The organism is Streptomyces sp. NPDC059909, assembly GCF_042730885.1.
GTDB lineage: Bacteria > Actinomycetota > Actinomycetes > Streptomycetales > Streptomycetaceae > Streptomyces.
This window is the reverse complement of sequence record NZ_JBHWKX010000003.1, coordinates 86,497-102,817: the sequence shown is the minus strand read 5'-3', so window position 1 is coordinate 102,817 and position 16,321 is coordinate 86,497. Positions and strand designations below refer to the sequence as shown.

The following is a 16,321-nucleotide window of genomic DNA, read 5'->3' as shown; positions in this document are numbered from 1 at the left end:
CCAGTGCAACAAAAAACCCCTCGTGCCGTGAGGCAAGCGAGGGGAGCGCGCCGGTGCGGTCTGCAGAGCCCGTGCAGGGCCATGCTTCAGCCGACGCGCTTTCCAAGTACGAGAATTCGGGTGCGCATGGCAATGACCCTCCCCCCGGCGCGCTACCACTGTCAAGTGGGTGGGACAGGCGTCTCATTATTTGAGCGCATCGGGGGACGTCCGACGAGCTCGGGGCCGGTGGGCGCGGAACGGCGTGCGGGCAGGGAGCCCCCGGTGAGGACCGGAAGGGCCGCTCCCCCGGGCACCGGATACTCGCCGCGCACCAGGGCGCGACGCAGCCGGTGCTCGTCCAGGGGTCCCGAGAATGCCATTCCCTGACCATGGCTGCACCCCATTGCGCGCAGGGCCAGCACCTGCTCCGGGACGTCCACGCCGTCGGCCACCGACTGCATGCCGAGATCGCAGGCGATCCTCAGCAGCCCCGCGGTGATCTTGTGCAGCCTGGCGGACTCCACGACGCCCTCGACCAGGCCCCGGTCGAGTTTCAGTACGTCGACGGGGAGCCGGCGCAGTGCGTTGATCGCGGCGTAACCGCTGCCGAAGCCGTCCAGGGCGATCCGCACGCCGAGTCGGCGCAGGGCGACGAGGCGCTGCTCCAGGTCGTCGAAGGAGATGCGGGGGTCGCTGTCGGCGAGCTCGATCACCAGGCCGCCGGAGGGCAGCCCGTGGCGGGTGAGCAGGGCCTCGATCGAGCCGAGGGGCATGGACCGGTCCAGCAGCCCGCGGGCGGAGAGCCGGATCGAGACCGGGACCTCGTGGCCGAGGCGGCTGCGCTCGGCGGCCTGCTCGACGGCCTCCTCCAGCAGCCAGCGGCCGAGATCGGCAGTGCGGTCGCTGTCCTCGGCGACGCGGAGGAACTCGGCGGGCGTGAAGAGGATGCCCTGGGCCGATCGCCAGCGGGCCTGGGCCGCGACGGAGGTGATCCGGCCGGTGGCCAGATTCACGACCGGCTGGTGGAGCAGGGCGAACTCACCGTCGTGGAGGGCGGCGCGCAGCCGCGTGGCGAGCTCGGTGCGGCGCACGACCTCGGCCTGCATCTGCGGCGCGTACAGCTCGACGCGGTCCTTGCCGCCCGCCTTGGCCCGGTACATGGCCAGGTCGGCGTTGCGCAGGAGCTCGCCCGCGCTGATGCCGGGCTCGGCGAAGGCGACGCCGATGGACGCGGCGACCCGCACTTCATTGCCCTCCACCCGATACGGCTGGGACAGCATGAGGCGCAGCCGGTCGGCGATCTCGTGCACCTGGTACTCGCGGCCCGACTGGTCCCGGCTGCCGTCGCCGAGGATGAGGGCGGCGAACTCGTCGCCACCCAGCCGGGCCGCGGTATCACCCGCCCGCACGGACTCCTGGAGGCGGCGGGCGGCCAGGATCAGGAGCTCGTCGCCGGCCTGGTGACCGAGGCGGTCGTTCACCCCCTTGAAGCCGTCCAGGTCGATGAAGAGCACGGCCGTGCCGGCGTCACCGGCGCGGCGGCCGCTGAGGGCCTGGCGGACCCGCTCGGTGAACAGCGCACGGTTGGGCAGGTCGGTGAGCGGGTCGTGCTCGGCGTTGTGCTGCAACTGGGCCTGAAGGCGTACGCGTTCGGTGACGTCCCGGCTGTTGAAGATCAGACCGCCCTGGTGGCGGTTGACCGTGGACTCGACATTCAGCCACTGGCCGGTGCCGGACCTGAAGCGGCACTCGATACGGGTCGTGGGCTCCTCCGATGGAGGAGCGGCCAGAAACCGGCGTACTTCGTGGACGACGCGCCCGAGGTCCTCGGGATGGATGAGCGAGGCCAGCTCGGAGCCGATGAGCTCGTCCGCGTCCCGGCCGTACACCCCCGCGGCGGCGGGGCTGACGTAACGCAGTATGCCGGTGGGTGCCGCGATCATGATGACGTCGCTGGAGCCCTGCACGAGGGAGCGGAAGTGGTTCTCCTTCTGTGCCAGTTCATGGGTGAGGGAGATGTTGTCGAGCAGCATGATGCCCTGCCGGACGACCAGGGCGAGCACGACCGTGCAGCCGGTGAAGACCACCACCCGGTCGACCCTGCGGCCCTCGGTCACGTTGTACAGGATCCCGAGCGTGCAGACCGCGGCCGCCAGATACGGGGTGAGAGCGGCGAGCGAGCCTGCGATGGGGCGGCTGAACGTCGTGTGGCTCGCCGGACGCGGGCCGCGCGGAAGCGCCGTGCTCGCCTCCTGCCGGCGGGCCCCCCAGGGCGCGTACGCGAGGAGGAGCGAGCCGGCGAACCAGCCGGCGTCGAGCAGCTGACCCGAGCGGTAGTGCTCCCGCAGCAGCGGCGAGGTGAACAGCGCGTCGCAGAGGACCGTCAGGGCGAGGGCCGCGATGGCGGTGTTGACCGCCGACCGGTTGGCGGTCGACCGCCGGAAGTGCAGTGCGAGCACCATGCTCACGAGCACGATGTCCAGCAGCGGATAGGCGAGCGAGAGCGCCGCTTCGGCCACGCTCTCCCCCTGGAAGTGCGCGGTGTGGGCGAGCGCCAGGCTCCAGGAGAGGGTCAGCAGCGAGCCGCCGATCAGCCACGAGTCGAGCGCCAGGCAGACCCAGCCGGCCCGGGTGACGGGGCGCTTGGCCAGGACGAGCAGCCCGACGATGGCCGGCGGCGCGAAGCAGAGGAAGAACAGATCGGCGAGGGACGGGCTCGGCACCGCACGCCCGAGGACGACCTCGTACCACCCCCAGACCGCGTTTCCGCACGCGGCCATGGCGGAGGAGACCGAGAACAGTATCCAGGCGGGCCGAAACCGGCTGTGCCGCGAGCGGGCGAAGAGGAAGCACGACACCGAGGCGAGGAGGGCGGCGAAGCTGAGCCCGAAGTCACCCATGATCAGTGCCAGTTGTTCGGAACCCCAGCCGACGGCGGCGCCCACGGCATAGCCCCCGCTGGCGACGGCGAGCAGGACCTGGGGCAGCAGGCCCGCGCCACCCTCGGAGACGGGCGGCCGGGCGAGAAGGGCTCCTGGTGCACTCACCGCGCCGCTCCTGACAGCGCTTTCAGCCTGCCCCGGTCTCGGAGGCACTTCGGTGCGCCCTTGAGGGCGCGCTTCGGCGCGCGCGGGACTGGTCGGCGGCACCCTCGCCGCGTCGGATCGTTGGTCCATTGGCCGTGCATCGCCCGTCGCCCCCCTCGAAGTCTGATCGCTCCGCAGCGCCGTCAGTACGCGGCGCAGCCCCCAACTCGGGACGATACACCAGTCTCGTCACTCAGGGACAGGATTTGTCTACTCTCTGTGACGAGCTGGGGACATCGCCGACACCGGGTGCATCCGCACGACTCCACTGAGTGTCCGACGTGTCGGGTGTGGCGTCCACAGGGCGCCGCACACCGGCGGCGGCTGCGGGGCGCACGGACGACGGCTGGGGGACACCGACGACGGCGGCTGCGGCCGCACGAGGCGGCCGGCGCAGTGGACGGCTACTCGGTCGTGAGGACCACGTTACGCAGAGGCTCACCCGCCGCGAACCGAGTGAGTTGTCCGGCCAGAAGGCGCTTGGCCCGTGGCATGAACGCCGAGGTGGGGCCGCCGACATGAGGGGTGATCAGCAAGCCCGGTGCATGCCAGAGGGGGTGCCCGGCGGGCAGCGGCTCCGGGTCGGTGACGTCGAGCGCGGCAGTGATCCGGCCGCTCTCCAACTCCGTGAGCAGTGCCTTGGTGTCGACGACGGGTCCGCGGGCGACGTTCACCAGAAGGGCGCCGTCCTTCATGCGGTCCAGGAAGCCCGCATCCACCAGATGGTGGGTGGACGTGGTGAGCGGCGTGGAGAGGATCACCACGTCCGCCTCGGGGAGCAGCGACGGGAGTTCGGTGAGTGCGCGCACCTCGCCGCGCTCTGTGGTGCGGGCCGAGCGCGCGACGCGCGCCACCCGCGCGCACTCGAAGGGCACGAGCCGGTCCTCGATGGCAGCGCCGATCGACCCGTACCCGACGATGAGCACCGACTTGTCGGCGAGCGCCGGGTGGAAGCCGGCCCGCCACTCCTCGCGCTGCTGGCCCTCCACGAAGTGGGGAATGCCGCGCAGGGACGCCAGGATCAGGGCGAGGGTCAGCTCAGCGGTGCTCGCCTCGTGTACTCCCTTGGCGTTGCAGAGGCGCACGCCCGCGGGCAGCGAGTGGAGGCCGGGCTGCACGTGGTCGATACCGGCCGAGAGTGTCTGGATGACCCGTACGGACGTCATGGCGGCCATCGGGCGCACCGCGACCTCCATGTCCTTCATGTACGGGACGACGTAGAAGACGCAGTCGGCGGGATCGGCGGGATACTCCGGATCGCCGTCCCAGTAACGGTAGTTGAGCCCCGCGTCGGCGGGATCGGGGAGCCCGTCGATCTCGTCGGCCGGGATCGGAAGCCATACGTCCGTTGCAGTCATGGTCAGGAGGCTATGCGAAGCGCGGCGGAAGCCAGAGGTTACTTTTGGGGGCGGCACAAGGAGGGGTACGGGCAGGTGGAGCGCAGGACAATCGGTGCGGCGGCGCTCGAGGTGGGCGCGATCGGCCTGGGTTGTATGCCGATGAGCTGGGCTTACACCGGCTCTCAGCAACGCGGTGACCGCTCGCTGCGCACGGTGCACGCGGCGCTCGACGCCGGTGTGAATCTGCTCGACACGGCAGACATGTACGGCCCGTTCACCAATGAGCTGCTGCTCGGCCGGGCGCTGAAGGAGCGGCGCTCCGACGCTTTCGTGTCGACGAAGGTGGGTCTGCTCGTCGGCGAGCAGCACATCGTGGCGAACGGGCGGCCGGGGTACGTGCGACGGGCGTGCGACGCGTCGCTGCGGCGGCTCGGGACCGACGTGATCGATCTCTATCAACTCCACCGGGCGGACCCAGAGGTTCCGGTGGAGGAGACGTGGGGCGCCATGGCGGAGCTGGTGTCCGCGGGGAAGGTACGGGCGCTCGGGTTCTGCGCGGTGGGGGTGCGGGCGACGCGGCGGCCGGGTGTGGGACCGGCTGGGTCGGCAGGATCGGCGGCCCCGAGGGGTCGTGCGGGAGGGTTGTACGAAGGAACGATCCGCCAGCTTGAGCGGGTGCAGCAGGTCTTCCCGGTCAGCGCGGTGGAGGCGGAGCTTTCGGTGTGGTCGCCCGAGGCGCTGTCGGAGCTGCTGCCGTGGTGCGAGGCTCGCGGGGTGGGCTTCCTCGCAGCGATGCCGCTGGGCAACGGCTTTCTGACGGGAACGCTCACCCCCGGCGAGGGCTTCGAGCCGGACGATCTGCGGGCGCGGCATCCCCGCTTCACCGCGGAAATGATGGCGGCGAACCAGCCGCTGGTGGCAGGGCTCCGGCGGGTCGCGGAGCGGCACGGTCCCGGGACGACTCCGGCGCAGGTGGCGCTGGCGTGGGTGCTGGGTCGGGGACGGCACGTGGTGCCGGTGCCGGGGGCCAAGCGGGAGTGCTGGGCCGTGGAGAACGCGGCGGCCGCCGATCTTGAGCTGACCGTGCGGGATGTCGCCGAGATCGCGGGACTGCCGCCGGCCAGGGGATCCTGGGACTAGGACTCGTCTTCGCGATCGTGGACGGAGATCGGGAACCTCGGGCGGGGCTGCGGTGTATGAACAGTAGACGTGCGGCCCACGGAGATCGCGCAGACCACTCAGGACCGCTCACCCGGCGAAGGGACAAGATCAGTGCAACGTCCAGCTGTGACGGCCGTACTGGCCGCTGCCACCCTGCTGCTCGCCGCCGGGTGCTCGTCCGGCGACGAAGCGGACCAGGCGGGTGGCGGCCAGGGCGCCCCTTCGAGCCCGGCCTCCTCGTCCGCCACAACCGGCAGTACGGCTCCGAAAGCCCCGCCGGCGAAGGGGTCGGTGAAGGTGGCGGCCACGCTGACCGAGGACCTGAAGTCGCCGTGGGGACTCGCGGCCCTGCCCGACGGCGATCTGCTGGTGTCGTCACGCGACGAGGGCACGATCACGCGCATCGATGTCGACAGCGGCAAGAAGACCGAGATCGGATCGGTGCCGGGCGTCGCACCGGCCGGTGAGGGCGGCCTGATGGGGCTGGCCGTCTCCCCGTCATTCGCCTCTGACCATCTGGTGTACGCGTACTTCACGACGGAGTCGGACAACCGCATCGCCCGCATGCTGTACGACGAGAGGAAGTCGGCCGGGCAGCAGCTCGGCGCGCCCGACACGATCCTGCGGGGCATCCCGAAGGGGGTCATCCACAACGGCGGCCGGATCGCGTTCGGCCCTGACAAGATGCTGTACGCGGGCACGGGCGAGACGGGCGACAGGGGTCTGGCACAGGACAAGGGCTCTCTGGGCGGCAAGATCCTCCGGATGACGCCGGACGGACAGCCGGTGCACGGCAATCCGTCGGCGGACTCCGTGGTGTATTCGTACGGGCACAGGAATGTGCAGGGCCTCGCGTGGGACTCCGAGAAGCGGCTGTGGGCAGCCGAGTTCGGGCAGGACACCTGGGACGAGCTGAATCTCATCGAGCCCGGCAAGAACTACGGCTGGCCGGAGGTCGAGGGCAAGGGCGGCGGGTCCGGCTTCGTGGACCCGGTGGCCCAGTGGCGGACGGAGGAAGCGTCGCCGAGCGGCATCGCCTATGCCGCGGGCTCGATATGGATGGCGGGCCTGAGGGGCGAGCGCCTCTGGCGGATCCCGCTTGCCGGTGCGGAACCTTCCGCGGATCCCCAGTCGTTCCTCCGAGGAGAGTACGGCCGACTGCGTACGGTCCTGCCGGTCGGCGGGTCCGGCGGCGGCTCGGCGGTCTGGCTGGTCACCAGTGAGACGGACACCAGGGGCACGCCCGAGGCGGGGGACGACAGGATCCTGCGGCTCGAGGTGAAGTGAGAGGTGGGTGGCTCGTGTTCAACCTGATCGAGGAGCTCTTCGCGCCCGGCCGCAAGCACACCGAGGACGAGCGCAACCGGCTGCAGCTGACGCGGGTGGATGTCGGCGACGGCGATCCGGGCCACGGCGAGATAGACCTGGCCTCCGGGAAGGTCCTCATACGCACGCGGCGCGAGGCACCGCAGGTCTGATCGGCCGGACACCGGAGCGGGTCCGGGCTGAGGGCCGGGTGGCATAGCCCTCCGGCCCCGCGCGCCCTGAGGAGCTTGCCGGTTGTGGAGTTGGGTGCGTTCGCGGCCGGGCTGCCCCTGGCGGCGGCGGCCGCAGGGCCGGCCGGCGCGGGGCGGTATGGGCGGCCGCGGCCTCGGCAGTGGGGCCGGCCCGGAGCGGAGCACCGGCACCGGCCGCGGGCCGGGCGGAATCCGGCCCGGGGGTTGCCCCGGACTCCTCGGGCCCGGATGGGAGCCGCCGGGCACCGGAGCCGGGCGCCGAGCAGGCAGGATTCGGGCACCGCGGCCGAACGGATCCGGGCGCCGCGGCCGGAACGGATCCGGTAGGCGCCAGAGCGAAGCGCCGGATGCGGGCCCGTGAAGGGCCGGCAGCGACTACTACCCCGCATCCGGGCGGCGGCGCCAATGAAATGGCTCGGCGGCTCGGCGCCGCGAGCCGCGGGTTCAGGCGGTCGCGGGGAAGAGGCGTAGCCGGTGGGCGAGCGCGGCTGCTTCGCCTCGGCCGGTCACGCCCAACTTGGCCAGGATGTTGGAGACATGGACGCTCGCGGTCTTGGGTGAGATGTAGAGCTCTTCGGCGATCTGGCGGTTGGTACGACCGGCCGCGACCAGGCGCAGCACGTCCTGTTCCCGCGGGGTCAGTCCGAGCTCCTCGGCCGGGGCGGGGGCAGGGGCCGGGACGGCCTCGGGGCCAGGCCTGGTCAGCTGCAGGCGGGCGCGCTGGGCGAGCTGGGTGGTGGCTTCGGCGAGCGGGCGGGCGCCGAGCCGTTCGGCGGTCTCCTGTGCCTGGCGCAGGAGTTCGGCCGCACGCTCGCGCTCGCCGATGCCCAGGAGCGCCTCGGCGGTGCGGTGGTGCACGCGAGCCACGTCGTAGGGGCGGTCGACCGTGGTGAAGGCGTCAAGCACCTCGGCCCAGGTGTCCGGGGTGTCCTGGCCGTCGGCTCGCAGGAGTTCGGCGCGGAGCCACTGCTCGTATGCGGCCCAGACCGGCGCGCAGGTGGGAAGGGCCTTGGCCGCGCGCCGGATGCGGGCGAGGGCTTCGGCGCGGCCCGGCTCGGCGGCGGGCAGCCCGCGGGCATCGGCCTCGGCGGTGGCGGCGGCGAGCAGGAGCGGCCAGGCGTAGCGCTGGGTGCCGGGCGGGAAGCCGGCGGCCACGGCCCGGTCCAGTTCGGCGCGGGCGTCGAGGATGCGACCCTCGCCCGCCGCGACGCCGACCATGATGCGGGAGAGAGGTAGCGACTGCTGCGGCTGCGGGTCGTGGGTGCCGTAGTGGTCCTGGGCGTCGGCGAGCCGGCGGGCGGCCTCGGCCATGTCGCCCCGGGCGAGCGCCAGATAGGCGAGCCGCCCGGCCCCGGCACCGCGCGGCTTGGCGCTCTGCCCGACGCGCTCGGCCTGCCCGGCGGCCTCCGCCGCCTCGTCCCAGCGTCCGAGGGCGTACAGCGATTCGGACAGATTGCCCCACACCCACGCTTCGACGTCCAGCAGTCCGTACTTCCTGGACAGGACGAGGCCTTCTTCGAGGATGCGGACCGCTTCCCCGGAGCGGCCGACGCCTTCCAGGCTGGAGGGGAGGTTCACATGGCTACGGCCCACCAGGGAGACGAAGCCCAGTTCGGCGACACGGTCCTTGACCTCGTACAGGTCGGCGAGCCCGGCCTCGATGTCTCCCGCGTCGACCATCAGGCCGCCGAGGGTGATCCGCGCGGTCATCTCCATCTCGCGGGCACCGACCATGCGGGCGTACTCGACGGCGCGTTCGGCGGCGGCGAGGGCGTCGGGCCCCGGTTCGTGCAGCATGGACCAGCCGGCGACACTGGCGAGGACCTCGGCGTGCACCTCGGACGGCGGGAGTCCGCGCATCAGCTCCTGCGCGGTGGCGAGTTCCTTCCAGCCGTCGCCGCGGCCCTGGCTCTGTATCAGCCGGGAGCGCTGGACCCAGAACCAGGCGGCGCGCAGCTCGTCGTTGTCGTCCTCCAGGAGCCGCAGCGCCCGCTTGGTGATCTTCAGGGCGCGTTCGCGCTCCCCGCAGAGCCGGCCCGCAACGGCCGCCTCGGCCATGAGATCGAGATAGCGCAGCGGGGTGGTGGCCGGGTCGCAGCCGCACGGCGGGTAGACCTCGGCGTAGTCGGCGGGACGCAGTCCGGCCCGTACTTCTTCGGGCGTGTCGTCCCACAGTTCCATCGCCCGTTCCAGCAGCCCCAGTTGCTCGGAGTAGGCGTGCCGGCGGCGGGCCTCGACGGAGGCGTGGAGGACGGCGGGGAGGGCCTTGGCCGCGTCGTGCGCGTGGTACCAGTAGCTGGCGAGCCGGGCGGCCCGCTGGTCGGCCGGGACGAGCGCCGGGTCGGCTTCCAGTGCCTCTGCGTAGCGGCGGTTGAGCCGGGAGCGTTCCCCGGGGAGCAGATCGTCGCTGACGGCCTCGCGGACGAGCGAGTGGCGGAAGCGGTACCCGTCGCCGTCGGGGGTGGCCAGCAGGATGTTTGCGCCCACGGCCGCGCGCAGTGCCTCGATCAGCTCGTCCTCGCCCAGTCCGACGACGGCGGCCAGCAGCGGGTACTCGACGGTGGAGCCGCCCTCGGCGACGACCCTGGCGACCCGCTGGGCATGCTCGGGCAGCCCTTCGACGCGGACGAGCAGGAGATCGCGCAGGGAGTCGGTCAGTCCGGAGCAGGAGCAGCCGTCGTGGGCGGCGACGGCGAGTTCCTCGACGAAGAAGGCGTTGCCGTCGGAGCGTTCGAAGATGTCGTCCACGAGGGACTGGGCGGGCTCACCGGCGAGGATTCCGGCCATCTGGCGGGCGACCTCGTCGCGGCTGAAGCGGGGCACCTCGAGGCGCTGGACGGTGCGCAGCCGGTCGAGTTCGGCGAGGAGGGGCCGCAGGGGGTGGCGGCGGTGGATGTCGTCGGCGCGGTAAGTGGCGATGACGACGAGCCGGCCGCGGCGGAGGGTGCGGAAGAGGTAGGCGAGGAGATGGCGGGTGGAGGCGTCGGCCCAGTGCAGGTCCTCCAGCACGACCACGACGGTGCGTTCGGCGGCCACGCGCTCCAGGAGGCGGACGGTGAGTTCGAAGAGCCGCGCCATGCTCTCCTCGTCGTGCCTGCCCGGTTGCCGCGACGGATCGCCCACCTCGGGGAGCAGCCTGGCGAGTTCCTCCTCACGCCCGGCGGCCGCGCCGGCGAACTCGTCCGGGAGCTGCCGGCGCAGGCTGCGCAGGGCGGTGGAGAAGGGGGCGAAGGGCAGCCCGTCGGCACCGATCTCGACGCAGCCTCCGATGGCGAAGACGACCTCCCTGCGGCAGGCCCCGTCGCGGAACTCCTCGATGAGTCGCGTCTTGCCCACACCGGCCTCACCGCCCATGAGAAACGCCTGCGGCTCGCCCACGGTGGCGCGGGCGAGCGCATCGGTGAGTGCGGTCAGTTCGCCGGTGCGGCCGACGAAGACGGGGCTGACGGACCTGGTCTCCACGCCGCCGAGCATCGCACACCCGTCCAGTTCGGCGGCACCGGTTATCGGGGCGGCGACGGCACTGGATGCCGGGACGATCGCCGTCGGAATGACCGTCATGGCGCGGGCCTCAGGCGGCGTGTTCGAACCGGCCCCGCGTACTCACCTGCCCCTCGGGGTCGTTCTTGGCGGACCGGCGGGCCCGGCGAACCTGGAGGGCCCGCCGCTCTTCGTCGGCCCGGCGGATCAGCTCGGCCTGGTTCAGCTTGTGGATCTCGTACTCGAACATGGGGTTCTCCTGGTGACGAGGTGTCGGCGGCTCGTACGAGCCTCGCGTTCTGCGATGCCTCAACTCTCGTCTCCCAGCGGGTACGACCACATCGGGAGAGTGCCGCATCTTCGCGGCCCGGGGGCCTTAGACGGCGGGGACCGGTGCAGGGGTCCGCCCTAAGGCGCCCTCCTCGGACCTCAGGGGCGGTCCTTTGCGGCGCGCCGTTCGCGCCATTCGGGGGCGAGGACGGACCAGACCTCCATGTCGTGGCGGATGCCCTGCCAGGGGAAGCTCTCGCGCAGGACTCCGTCGCGGGTGAAGCCGAGCCGCTCGGCAACGCCGATGGAGCGGTGGTTGGCGGAGGAGGCGAGCCATTCGACGCGGTGCATGCCGCGCTCGTCCACGGCCCAGTCGACGAGGTGCCCGACGGCCCGGGTGATCAGTCCGCGGCCGGCCGCGGACGGCTCCAGCCAGACGCCGACCTCGCAGCACTCGGTCGTCGTGTCGAAGATCCGGAAGAGCACACCGCCGACGAGGGTGCCGTCGAGCCGGATCACATAGAGCCGGCCGGTGTCGGCGGCCTGCTTGTCGGCAAAGGTCTGGAGGAGGGAGCGGGCGGATTCGAGGTCGGTGACCGTCGTCATGAACGGCACCCAGGGCCCGGCGTACTCACGTGCCCGCTCGACGTGGGCGAGGAATTCCTCGGTCTGCCAGGGGCCGATGGGCTCCAACTCAGCGCCGTCTCCGAGGGGTATGGAGAACATGCCTCTCCTTCACAGGGGTGTCGGACTCACAGTGGTGCGGGACCTCGTGGTTGGGGACCCGATGGTGTGGGACGCGGTGGTGTCGGCCTACCGCGCGAGCGGGCTGTCCTCGCCCACACGCATTCCGGGGATCTTCGCACGGGTGCGAGTGCGGCTCTCGGGAGTTTCGATGCTGATCCGCGGCAGCCGCCGGTCCAGCCAGCGGGGCAGCCACCAGTTGGCGCGGCCCAGCAGGTGCATCAGCGCGGGCACCAGGAGCGTGCGCAGGACGAAGGCGTCGAGGGCCACGGCCGCGGCGAGGCCGATGCCGAACATGGCGATGACCCGGTCGCCGCTGAGAACGAAGGCCAGGAAGACGGAGATCATGATGACCGCAGCGGAGTTGATCACGCGGCTGGTCTCGGCGAGGCCGACCCGGACGGCCCGCCGGTTGTCCTTGGTCTCGAGCCACTCCTCGTACATCCGGCTGACGAGGAAGACCTGGTAGTCCATGGAAAGCCCGAAGAGGACGGAGACCATGATCACGGGCAGGAAGGGCTCGATCGGCCCGGCGCTGCCCAGGCCGAGCAGTTCGCTCCCCCAGCCCCACTGGAAGACGGCGACGACGACGCCGAAGGCGGAGGCGACGGCGGCCACGTTCATCAGGGCGGCCTTGAGCGGGATGCCGAGGGAGCGGAAGGCGAGGAGCAGAAGCAGACAGCCGAGCGCGACGACGACGCCGACGAAGAGCGGCAGCTTGCCGACGATGACCCCGGCGAAGTCGTCGTAGCTCGCGGTCACCCCGCCGACATGGACGTTCAGGGAGGTGCCGCTCTCGGCTGCGGGCAGGACGTCTGCGCGGAGCCGGTCGACGAGGTCGCTGGTCTCCTGCGACTGCGGCGACGTCTTCGGTACGACGCTGAGGAAGGCCGTGTCCCTGCTGCCGTTGTAGGTGACGGGCCCGACGGACGCGATGCCCTGGGTGTCCCGGAGCGTGCGCGGGAGCCCGTCCAGCGCCAGCCGGCCGTCGGCGCCGTCGAGCTCGGCGACGAGCGTGAGCGGGCCGTTGACACCGGGCCCGAAGCCGTCGGCGATCAGGTCGTACGCCTTGCGGGTGGTGCTGGACGCGGGGTTGTTGCCGTGGTCGGAGGTGCCGAGATGGAGCGAGAACGTGGGCAGTGCCAGCACCAGCATCACCACGGCGGCAACCGTGCCCAGCACCTTCGGATGGTGTTCGACGAAGGCGGACCAGCGGGCGGCGAAGCCGGTCGGAAGCTCGGGCCGGGGGCCGCGTCTGGCGAGCCGTCGGCGCTCGGGACGGCTCAGTGCACGCATCCCGATGTAGGACAGCAGTGCGGGCAGCAGGGTCACGGAGGCGGCGACGGTGAGGAGGACCGTCAGACAGGCGGCGATCGCCACTCCGTTGAGGAAGGAGAGGCGCAGCACCAGCATGCCGAGCAGTGCGATGCAGACGGTCGCGCCGGCGAAGACGACGGCTCGCCCGGTGGTGGCCACGGCGTTCTCCGCGGCGTCGGCGACGGGCAGTCCGCGTCTGAGGCCCTTGCGGTGCCGGGTCACGATGAACAGGGCGTAGTCGATGCCGACGCCCAGGCCGATCAGCAGACCGAGCAACGGCGCGAAGTCGGCGACGTCCATGGCGTGGCCGAGCAGCACGATGCCCGCGTACGCGGTGCCGACGCTGACCAGTGCGGTCGCGATGGGCAGCAGGCTGGCGGCGAGGGAGCCGAAGGCGAGGAAGAGGACGACGGCGGCGACGGCGACCCCGACGATCTCGGCCATGTGTGCGGAGGGAGCTTCCGTCAGCGCGGTGACGCTGCCGCCGAGTTCGACCTGGAGTCCGTCGTTCTCTGCGGCCTTGGCCGTGTTGATGACGGCCCGGGCCTGCTGCAGCGGGATGTCGTCGGCCTGCTTGTCGAACGTGACGGTGGCGTAGGCGGTGCGCCCGTCCTCGCTGATCTGCCCCGCACCGGACGAACGAGTGGCGCGCTGCTGCCCACTCTTATCCGCTTTACTAGTTTTGCTAGCTTTGCCGTTATTGCCCGACTTCTTCGCTTTCCCCTTCTTCGCGGCCCCGGCATCCGCATCGTACGGACCCGTCACCGAGGCGACCCCGTCCAGTCCGGCGATCTCGTCGAGCGCGCCGGACATGCGTTGCTTGACGGCGGCCGTGCGGACGGTGCCCTGCGGCGTGTGCCAGACGATGGTGTCGCTCGCGCCCCCCTGCCCGTGGAAGGCGTCCTCGAGGAGCGCGACGGCCCGGCCCGATTCGGTGCCGGGGACCTCGTAGTCGTTGGAGTACGCGGCGCCCGCGAAGGACGCAGCGGCCGAGACGCCGCCGAGGGTGAGCAGCCAGAGCAGGACGGTAACGAGGCGGTGCCTGATGCACCACCGGGCAATGGCTGCCAACGGACGAGCTCCCTGGTGGTTCGTGGGTCTTTACTGGGAACTGCCCGCAAAGAACGCATGACCTTCGGGGAGTCACTCTCTCAGGCGATAATGATCGTTAGCGATCTTTCGCCCGGTTCGTGGCGATACTCACAGGAGTGCGCGGAAGCGGATGACTTACGTCCTGCTCCCGCGCACCCCGGAGGGTCAGCCGGAGACGCTCGGGCGCCCGTTCTCGATGTGGCCCATCAGGCGCCGGCGGAAGCCGGTGTCGCCGTCCGCGGTCACCTCGATGTCGTACCAGCCGTGCGCGTCGGCGGCCGAATGTACGACGGTGCGGTTGCGGCCGGGCTTCACCGTGAGCTCGCGGGTCCAGTTCCGCAGGTCCTCGTCGTCGACGTAGCCGAGCGGGCGGACGGTGAAGGTGACGGGACGGTCGCCGTCGTTCCGGAGCGTGAGGTGCAGATCGCGGTCGTGGTGGTCGATGCGCGAGGTGACCTCGGCACCCGCTCCCGCGGCACGGCCGGCGAACTCACGGCGGAAGCCGTTCGGCCCGGTGATGGTGAAGCGGTACGTCTCCCCGGCGAGGGGCACGGTCCACTCTGCCGTGCCCCTGACGTCCTGGTGCTGCGGCACGGGGAACTCACCGGCGTACGGGTAGAGCGCGAAGTGCGCGCTCGCGCGCCCCGTGTTGCTGAGCGTCACCGTCACCGTGCCGTCGCCGAGCCGCGCGGAGGCGTCCGGCTGGTACGGCAGCGGGCGCGCGGGCCGGCTGCCGGGCTCCTGCGCGGGCATGTGCTGGACCAGCGGCGGCTGCGGCCGCCAGCGGCCCGTGAACTCGGGGATCGCGCCGGGCTGCTCCACATCGGGCAGCGGCCGGCCGCGCCGGAAGTCGAAGGCCGAGGTGAGATCACCGGTGACGGCACGCCGCCAGGCGGTGATGTTGGGCTCCTCGATGCCCGTCCACTTCTCCAGGAAGCGGATCACCGAGCTGTGGTCGAAGACCTCGGAGCAGACGTAGCCTCCGACGCTCCAGGGCGAGACGACGAGCAGCGGCACGCGGATGCCGAGGCCGGTGGGCTTGCCCTGCCAGCGCTCCTCCGTGCTGTCGGCGGGCGGCACCGGCGGCGGCACGTGGTCGAAGAAGCCGTCGTTCTCGTCGTAGTTGATCAGTACGACGGTGTGCCGCCAGACGTCGGGGTGCGAGCCGAGCGCGTCCAGCACCTTGTAGACGAGGGTGGCGGAGGCGATCGGCGAGGACGAGCCGGGGTGCTCCGAGTCGATCGCGGACGGGACCAGGTAGGAGACCTCGGGCAGTGTGCCCGCCGCCACGTCCGCGCGAAACTGCTCGGCGAGCGATCCGGTCTCACCGCGCCGCAGCCCGCGCTCGAAGAGCGAGCGCTCCTCATCGGTGAGCGTGGCGACGCCCTCCTCCAGGGCCGCGAGCAGCCGGGTCCGCTCGGCGGTGTCGGAGGTGTCGCGGACCATCGCGTAGAAGGCCTCCATGAAGGTGAAGTCGCCGGCCTTGGCGAGGGCCTTCCGCGCGATCTTCTTGAAGGTGGTGAAGAACTCGATGTTGTTGTCGGTGAAGTTCTCCCACTCCTGGTACGTCTTCCAGCTGCGGCCGGCCTTCTCCAGACGCTCGGCGTACGTCGGCCACGCGTAGCCGGGGTGGCTGCCCTCGGCATACGCGGCGTTGGTCACGGCGCGGCTGCCGTCGGCCTCGAAGCCGGTCCAGCCGCTCCACAGGTGGTTGCGGTTGGGGCTCGTCGACGTGTGGATCGAGGAGTGGTAGGCGTCGCAGATGGTGAACGTGTCCGCGAGCTCGTAGTGGAGCGGGATGTCACGGCGGTCGTAGTACGCCATGGTCGCAGCGGTCTTGGCCGAGACCCACCCGTCCATCCAGCCGTCGCGCCAGGCCTTGGCACCGCCGCTCCAGGAGTGGTCGAGGTCCCCTATGTACTGCAGGTCCTTCTGCTGCGCCTCGGCGGCGTCGCGCACCGGGAACGGCAGGACGGTGCGCAGCGGGCCCGGCTGCTCGAAGACCGCCTTGCCCGAGGGCAGTTCGACGGCGTTGCGGTCGCTGAAGCCACGTACCCCGCGCAGGGTGCCGAAGTAATGGTCGAACGAGCGGTTCTCCTGCATCAGGATCACCACGTGCTTGATCGCGCGCAGACCACCGGACGGCGGCTCCGCGGCGAGCGCGGCCTGCAGGGAGGGCGGCAGCAGGGACCCGGCCGCCGCGGCACCGAGGGCGCCTCCGCCGAGTGCGAACAGCCGTCGCCGTGAGATGTCCGTGGCCAAGTGATCCTCCTGAGTCGCGCGTTACCGCCCGGAAGCTAGTGAGGGCAGATGGCGGAGGAAAGACCCGTGG

At 71.4% G+C, this 16,321-nt stretch carries 10 protein-coding genes; 3 read left to right on the top strand and 7 right to left on the bottom strand.

Annotation, left to right across the window (positions count from 1 at the left end; all coding sequences use genetic code 11):
• Positions 1–161 precede the first annotated feature (161 nt).
• Together ACFV9O_RS04125 and ACFV9O_RS04120 are read right to left on the bottom strand one after the other, a co-directional pair.
• Positions 162–3,029 carry a putative bifunctional diguanylate cyclase/phosphodiesterase gene (locus ACFV9O_RS04125; protein WP_385412019.1) on the bottom strand — a complete coding sequence of 956 codons (2,868 nt, stop codon included), beginning with the start codon at positions 3,027–3,029 and terminating at the stop codon, positions 162–164.
• A gap of 443 nt (positions 3,030–3,472) precedes the next feature.
• Positions 3,473–4,426, bottom strand: coding sequence for a 2-hydroxyacid dehydrogenase (locus ACFV9O_RS04120; RefSeq protein ID WP_385412017.1), 954 nt, complete (start codon positions 4,424–4,426; stop codon positions 3,473–3,475).
• A 75-nt stretch (positions 4,427–4,501) separates the two neighbouring features.
• Here ACFV9O_RS04120 and ACFV9O_RS04115 point away from each other — a divergent pair, with 75 nt between their 5' ends.
• From ACFV9O_RS04115 to ACFV9O_RS04105, 3 genes are all read left to right on the top strand, one after another.
• Positions 4,502–5,548, top strand: coding sequence for an aldo/keto reductase (locus ACFV9O_RS04115; RefSeq protein ID WP_385412014.1), 1,047 nt, complete (start codon positions 4,502–4,504; stop codon positions 5,546–5,548).
• Positions 5,549–5,695: 147 nt separating this feature from the next.
• Positions 5,696–6,856, top strand: a complete 1,161-nt coding sequence (locus ACFV9O_RS04110; RefSeq protein WP_385412011.1) for a PQQ-dependent sugar dehydrogenase — start codon at positions 5,696–5,698, stop codon at positions 6,854–6,856.
• A 14-nt stretch (positions 6,857–6,870) separates the two neighbouring features.
• Complete coding sequence (locus ACFV9O_RS04105) at positions 6,871–7,047, top strand: DUF6191 domain-containing protein (protein ID WP_385412008.1); 177 nt, start codon at positions 6,871–6,873, stop codon at positions 7,045–7,047.
• Positions 7,048–7,530: 483 nt separating this feature from the next.
• On the opposite strand, the gene ACFV9O_RS04100 is transcribed toward ACFV9O_RS04105, so the two are convergent.
• From ACFV9O_RS04100 to ACFV9O_RS04080, 5 genes are all read right to left on the bottom strand, one after another.
• Positions 7,531–10,560: an AAA family ATPase gene (locus ACFV9O_RS04100; RefSeq protein ID WP_385412477.1), complete on the bottom strand. Its 3,030-nt coding sequence runs from the start codon at positions 10,558–10,560 to the stop codon at positions 7,531–7,533.
• 97 nt (positions 10,561–10,657) lie between these two features.
• Positions 10,658–10,816 carry a hypothetical protein gene (locus tag ACFV9O_RS04095; RefSeq protein WP_385412007.1) on the bottom strand — a complete coding sequence of 53 codons (159 nt, stop codon included), beginning with the start codon at positions 10,814–10,816 and terminating at the stop codon, positions 10,658–10,660.
• A 179-nt stretch (positions 10,817–10,995) separates the two neighbouring features.
• Positions 10,996–11,562, bottom strand: coding sequence for a GNAT family N-acetyltransferase (locus ACFV9O_RS04090; RefSeq protein WP_385412004.1), 567 nt, complete (start codon positions 11,560–11,562; stop codon positions 10,996–10,998).
• 87 nt (positions 11,563–11,649) lie between these two features.
• Positions 11,650–13,968 (bottom strand): MMPL family transporter, encoded by a 2,319-nt coding sequence (locus ACFV9O_RS04085; protein ID WP_385412002.1) that lies wholly within the window; start codon positions 13,966–13,968, stop codon positions 11,650–11,652.
• Between the two features lie 186 nt (positions 13,969–14,154).
• Positions 14,155–16,251 carry a phosphocholine-specific phospholipase C gene (locus ACFV9O_RS04080; protein ID WP_385411999.1) on the bottom strand — a complete coding sequence of 699 codons (2,097 nt, stop codon included), beginning with the start codon at positions 16,249–16,251 and terminating at the stop codon, positions 14,155–14,157.
• Positions 16,252–16,321: the final 70 nt, after the last annotated feature.

Excerpts from the sequence above, each read along its gene's own strand:
- ACFV9O_RS04100 (WP_385412477.1), bottom strand. The coding sequence starts at position 10,560 with ATGCTCGGCGGCGTGGAGACCAGGTCCGTCAGCCCCGTCTTCGTCGGC.
- ACFV9O_RS04090 (WP_385412004.1), bottom strand. The coding sequence starts at position 11,562 with ATGTTCTCCATACCCCTCGGAGACGGCGCTGAGTTGGAGCCCATCGGC.
- ACFV9O_RS04095 (WP_385412007.1), bottom strand. The coding sequence starts at position 10,816 with ATGTTCGAGTACGAGATCCACAAGCTGAACCAGGCCGAGCTGATCCGC.
- ACFV9O_RS04120 (WP_385412017.1), bottom strand. The coding sequence starts at position 4,426 with ATGACTGCAACGGACGTATGGCTTCCGATCCCGGCCGACGAGATCGAC.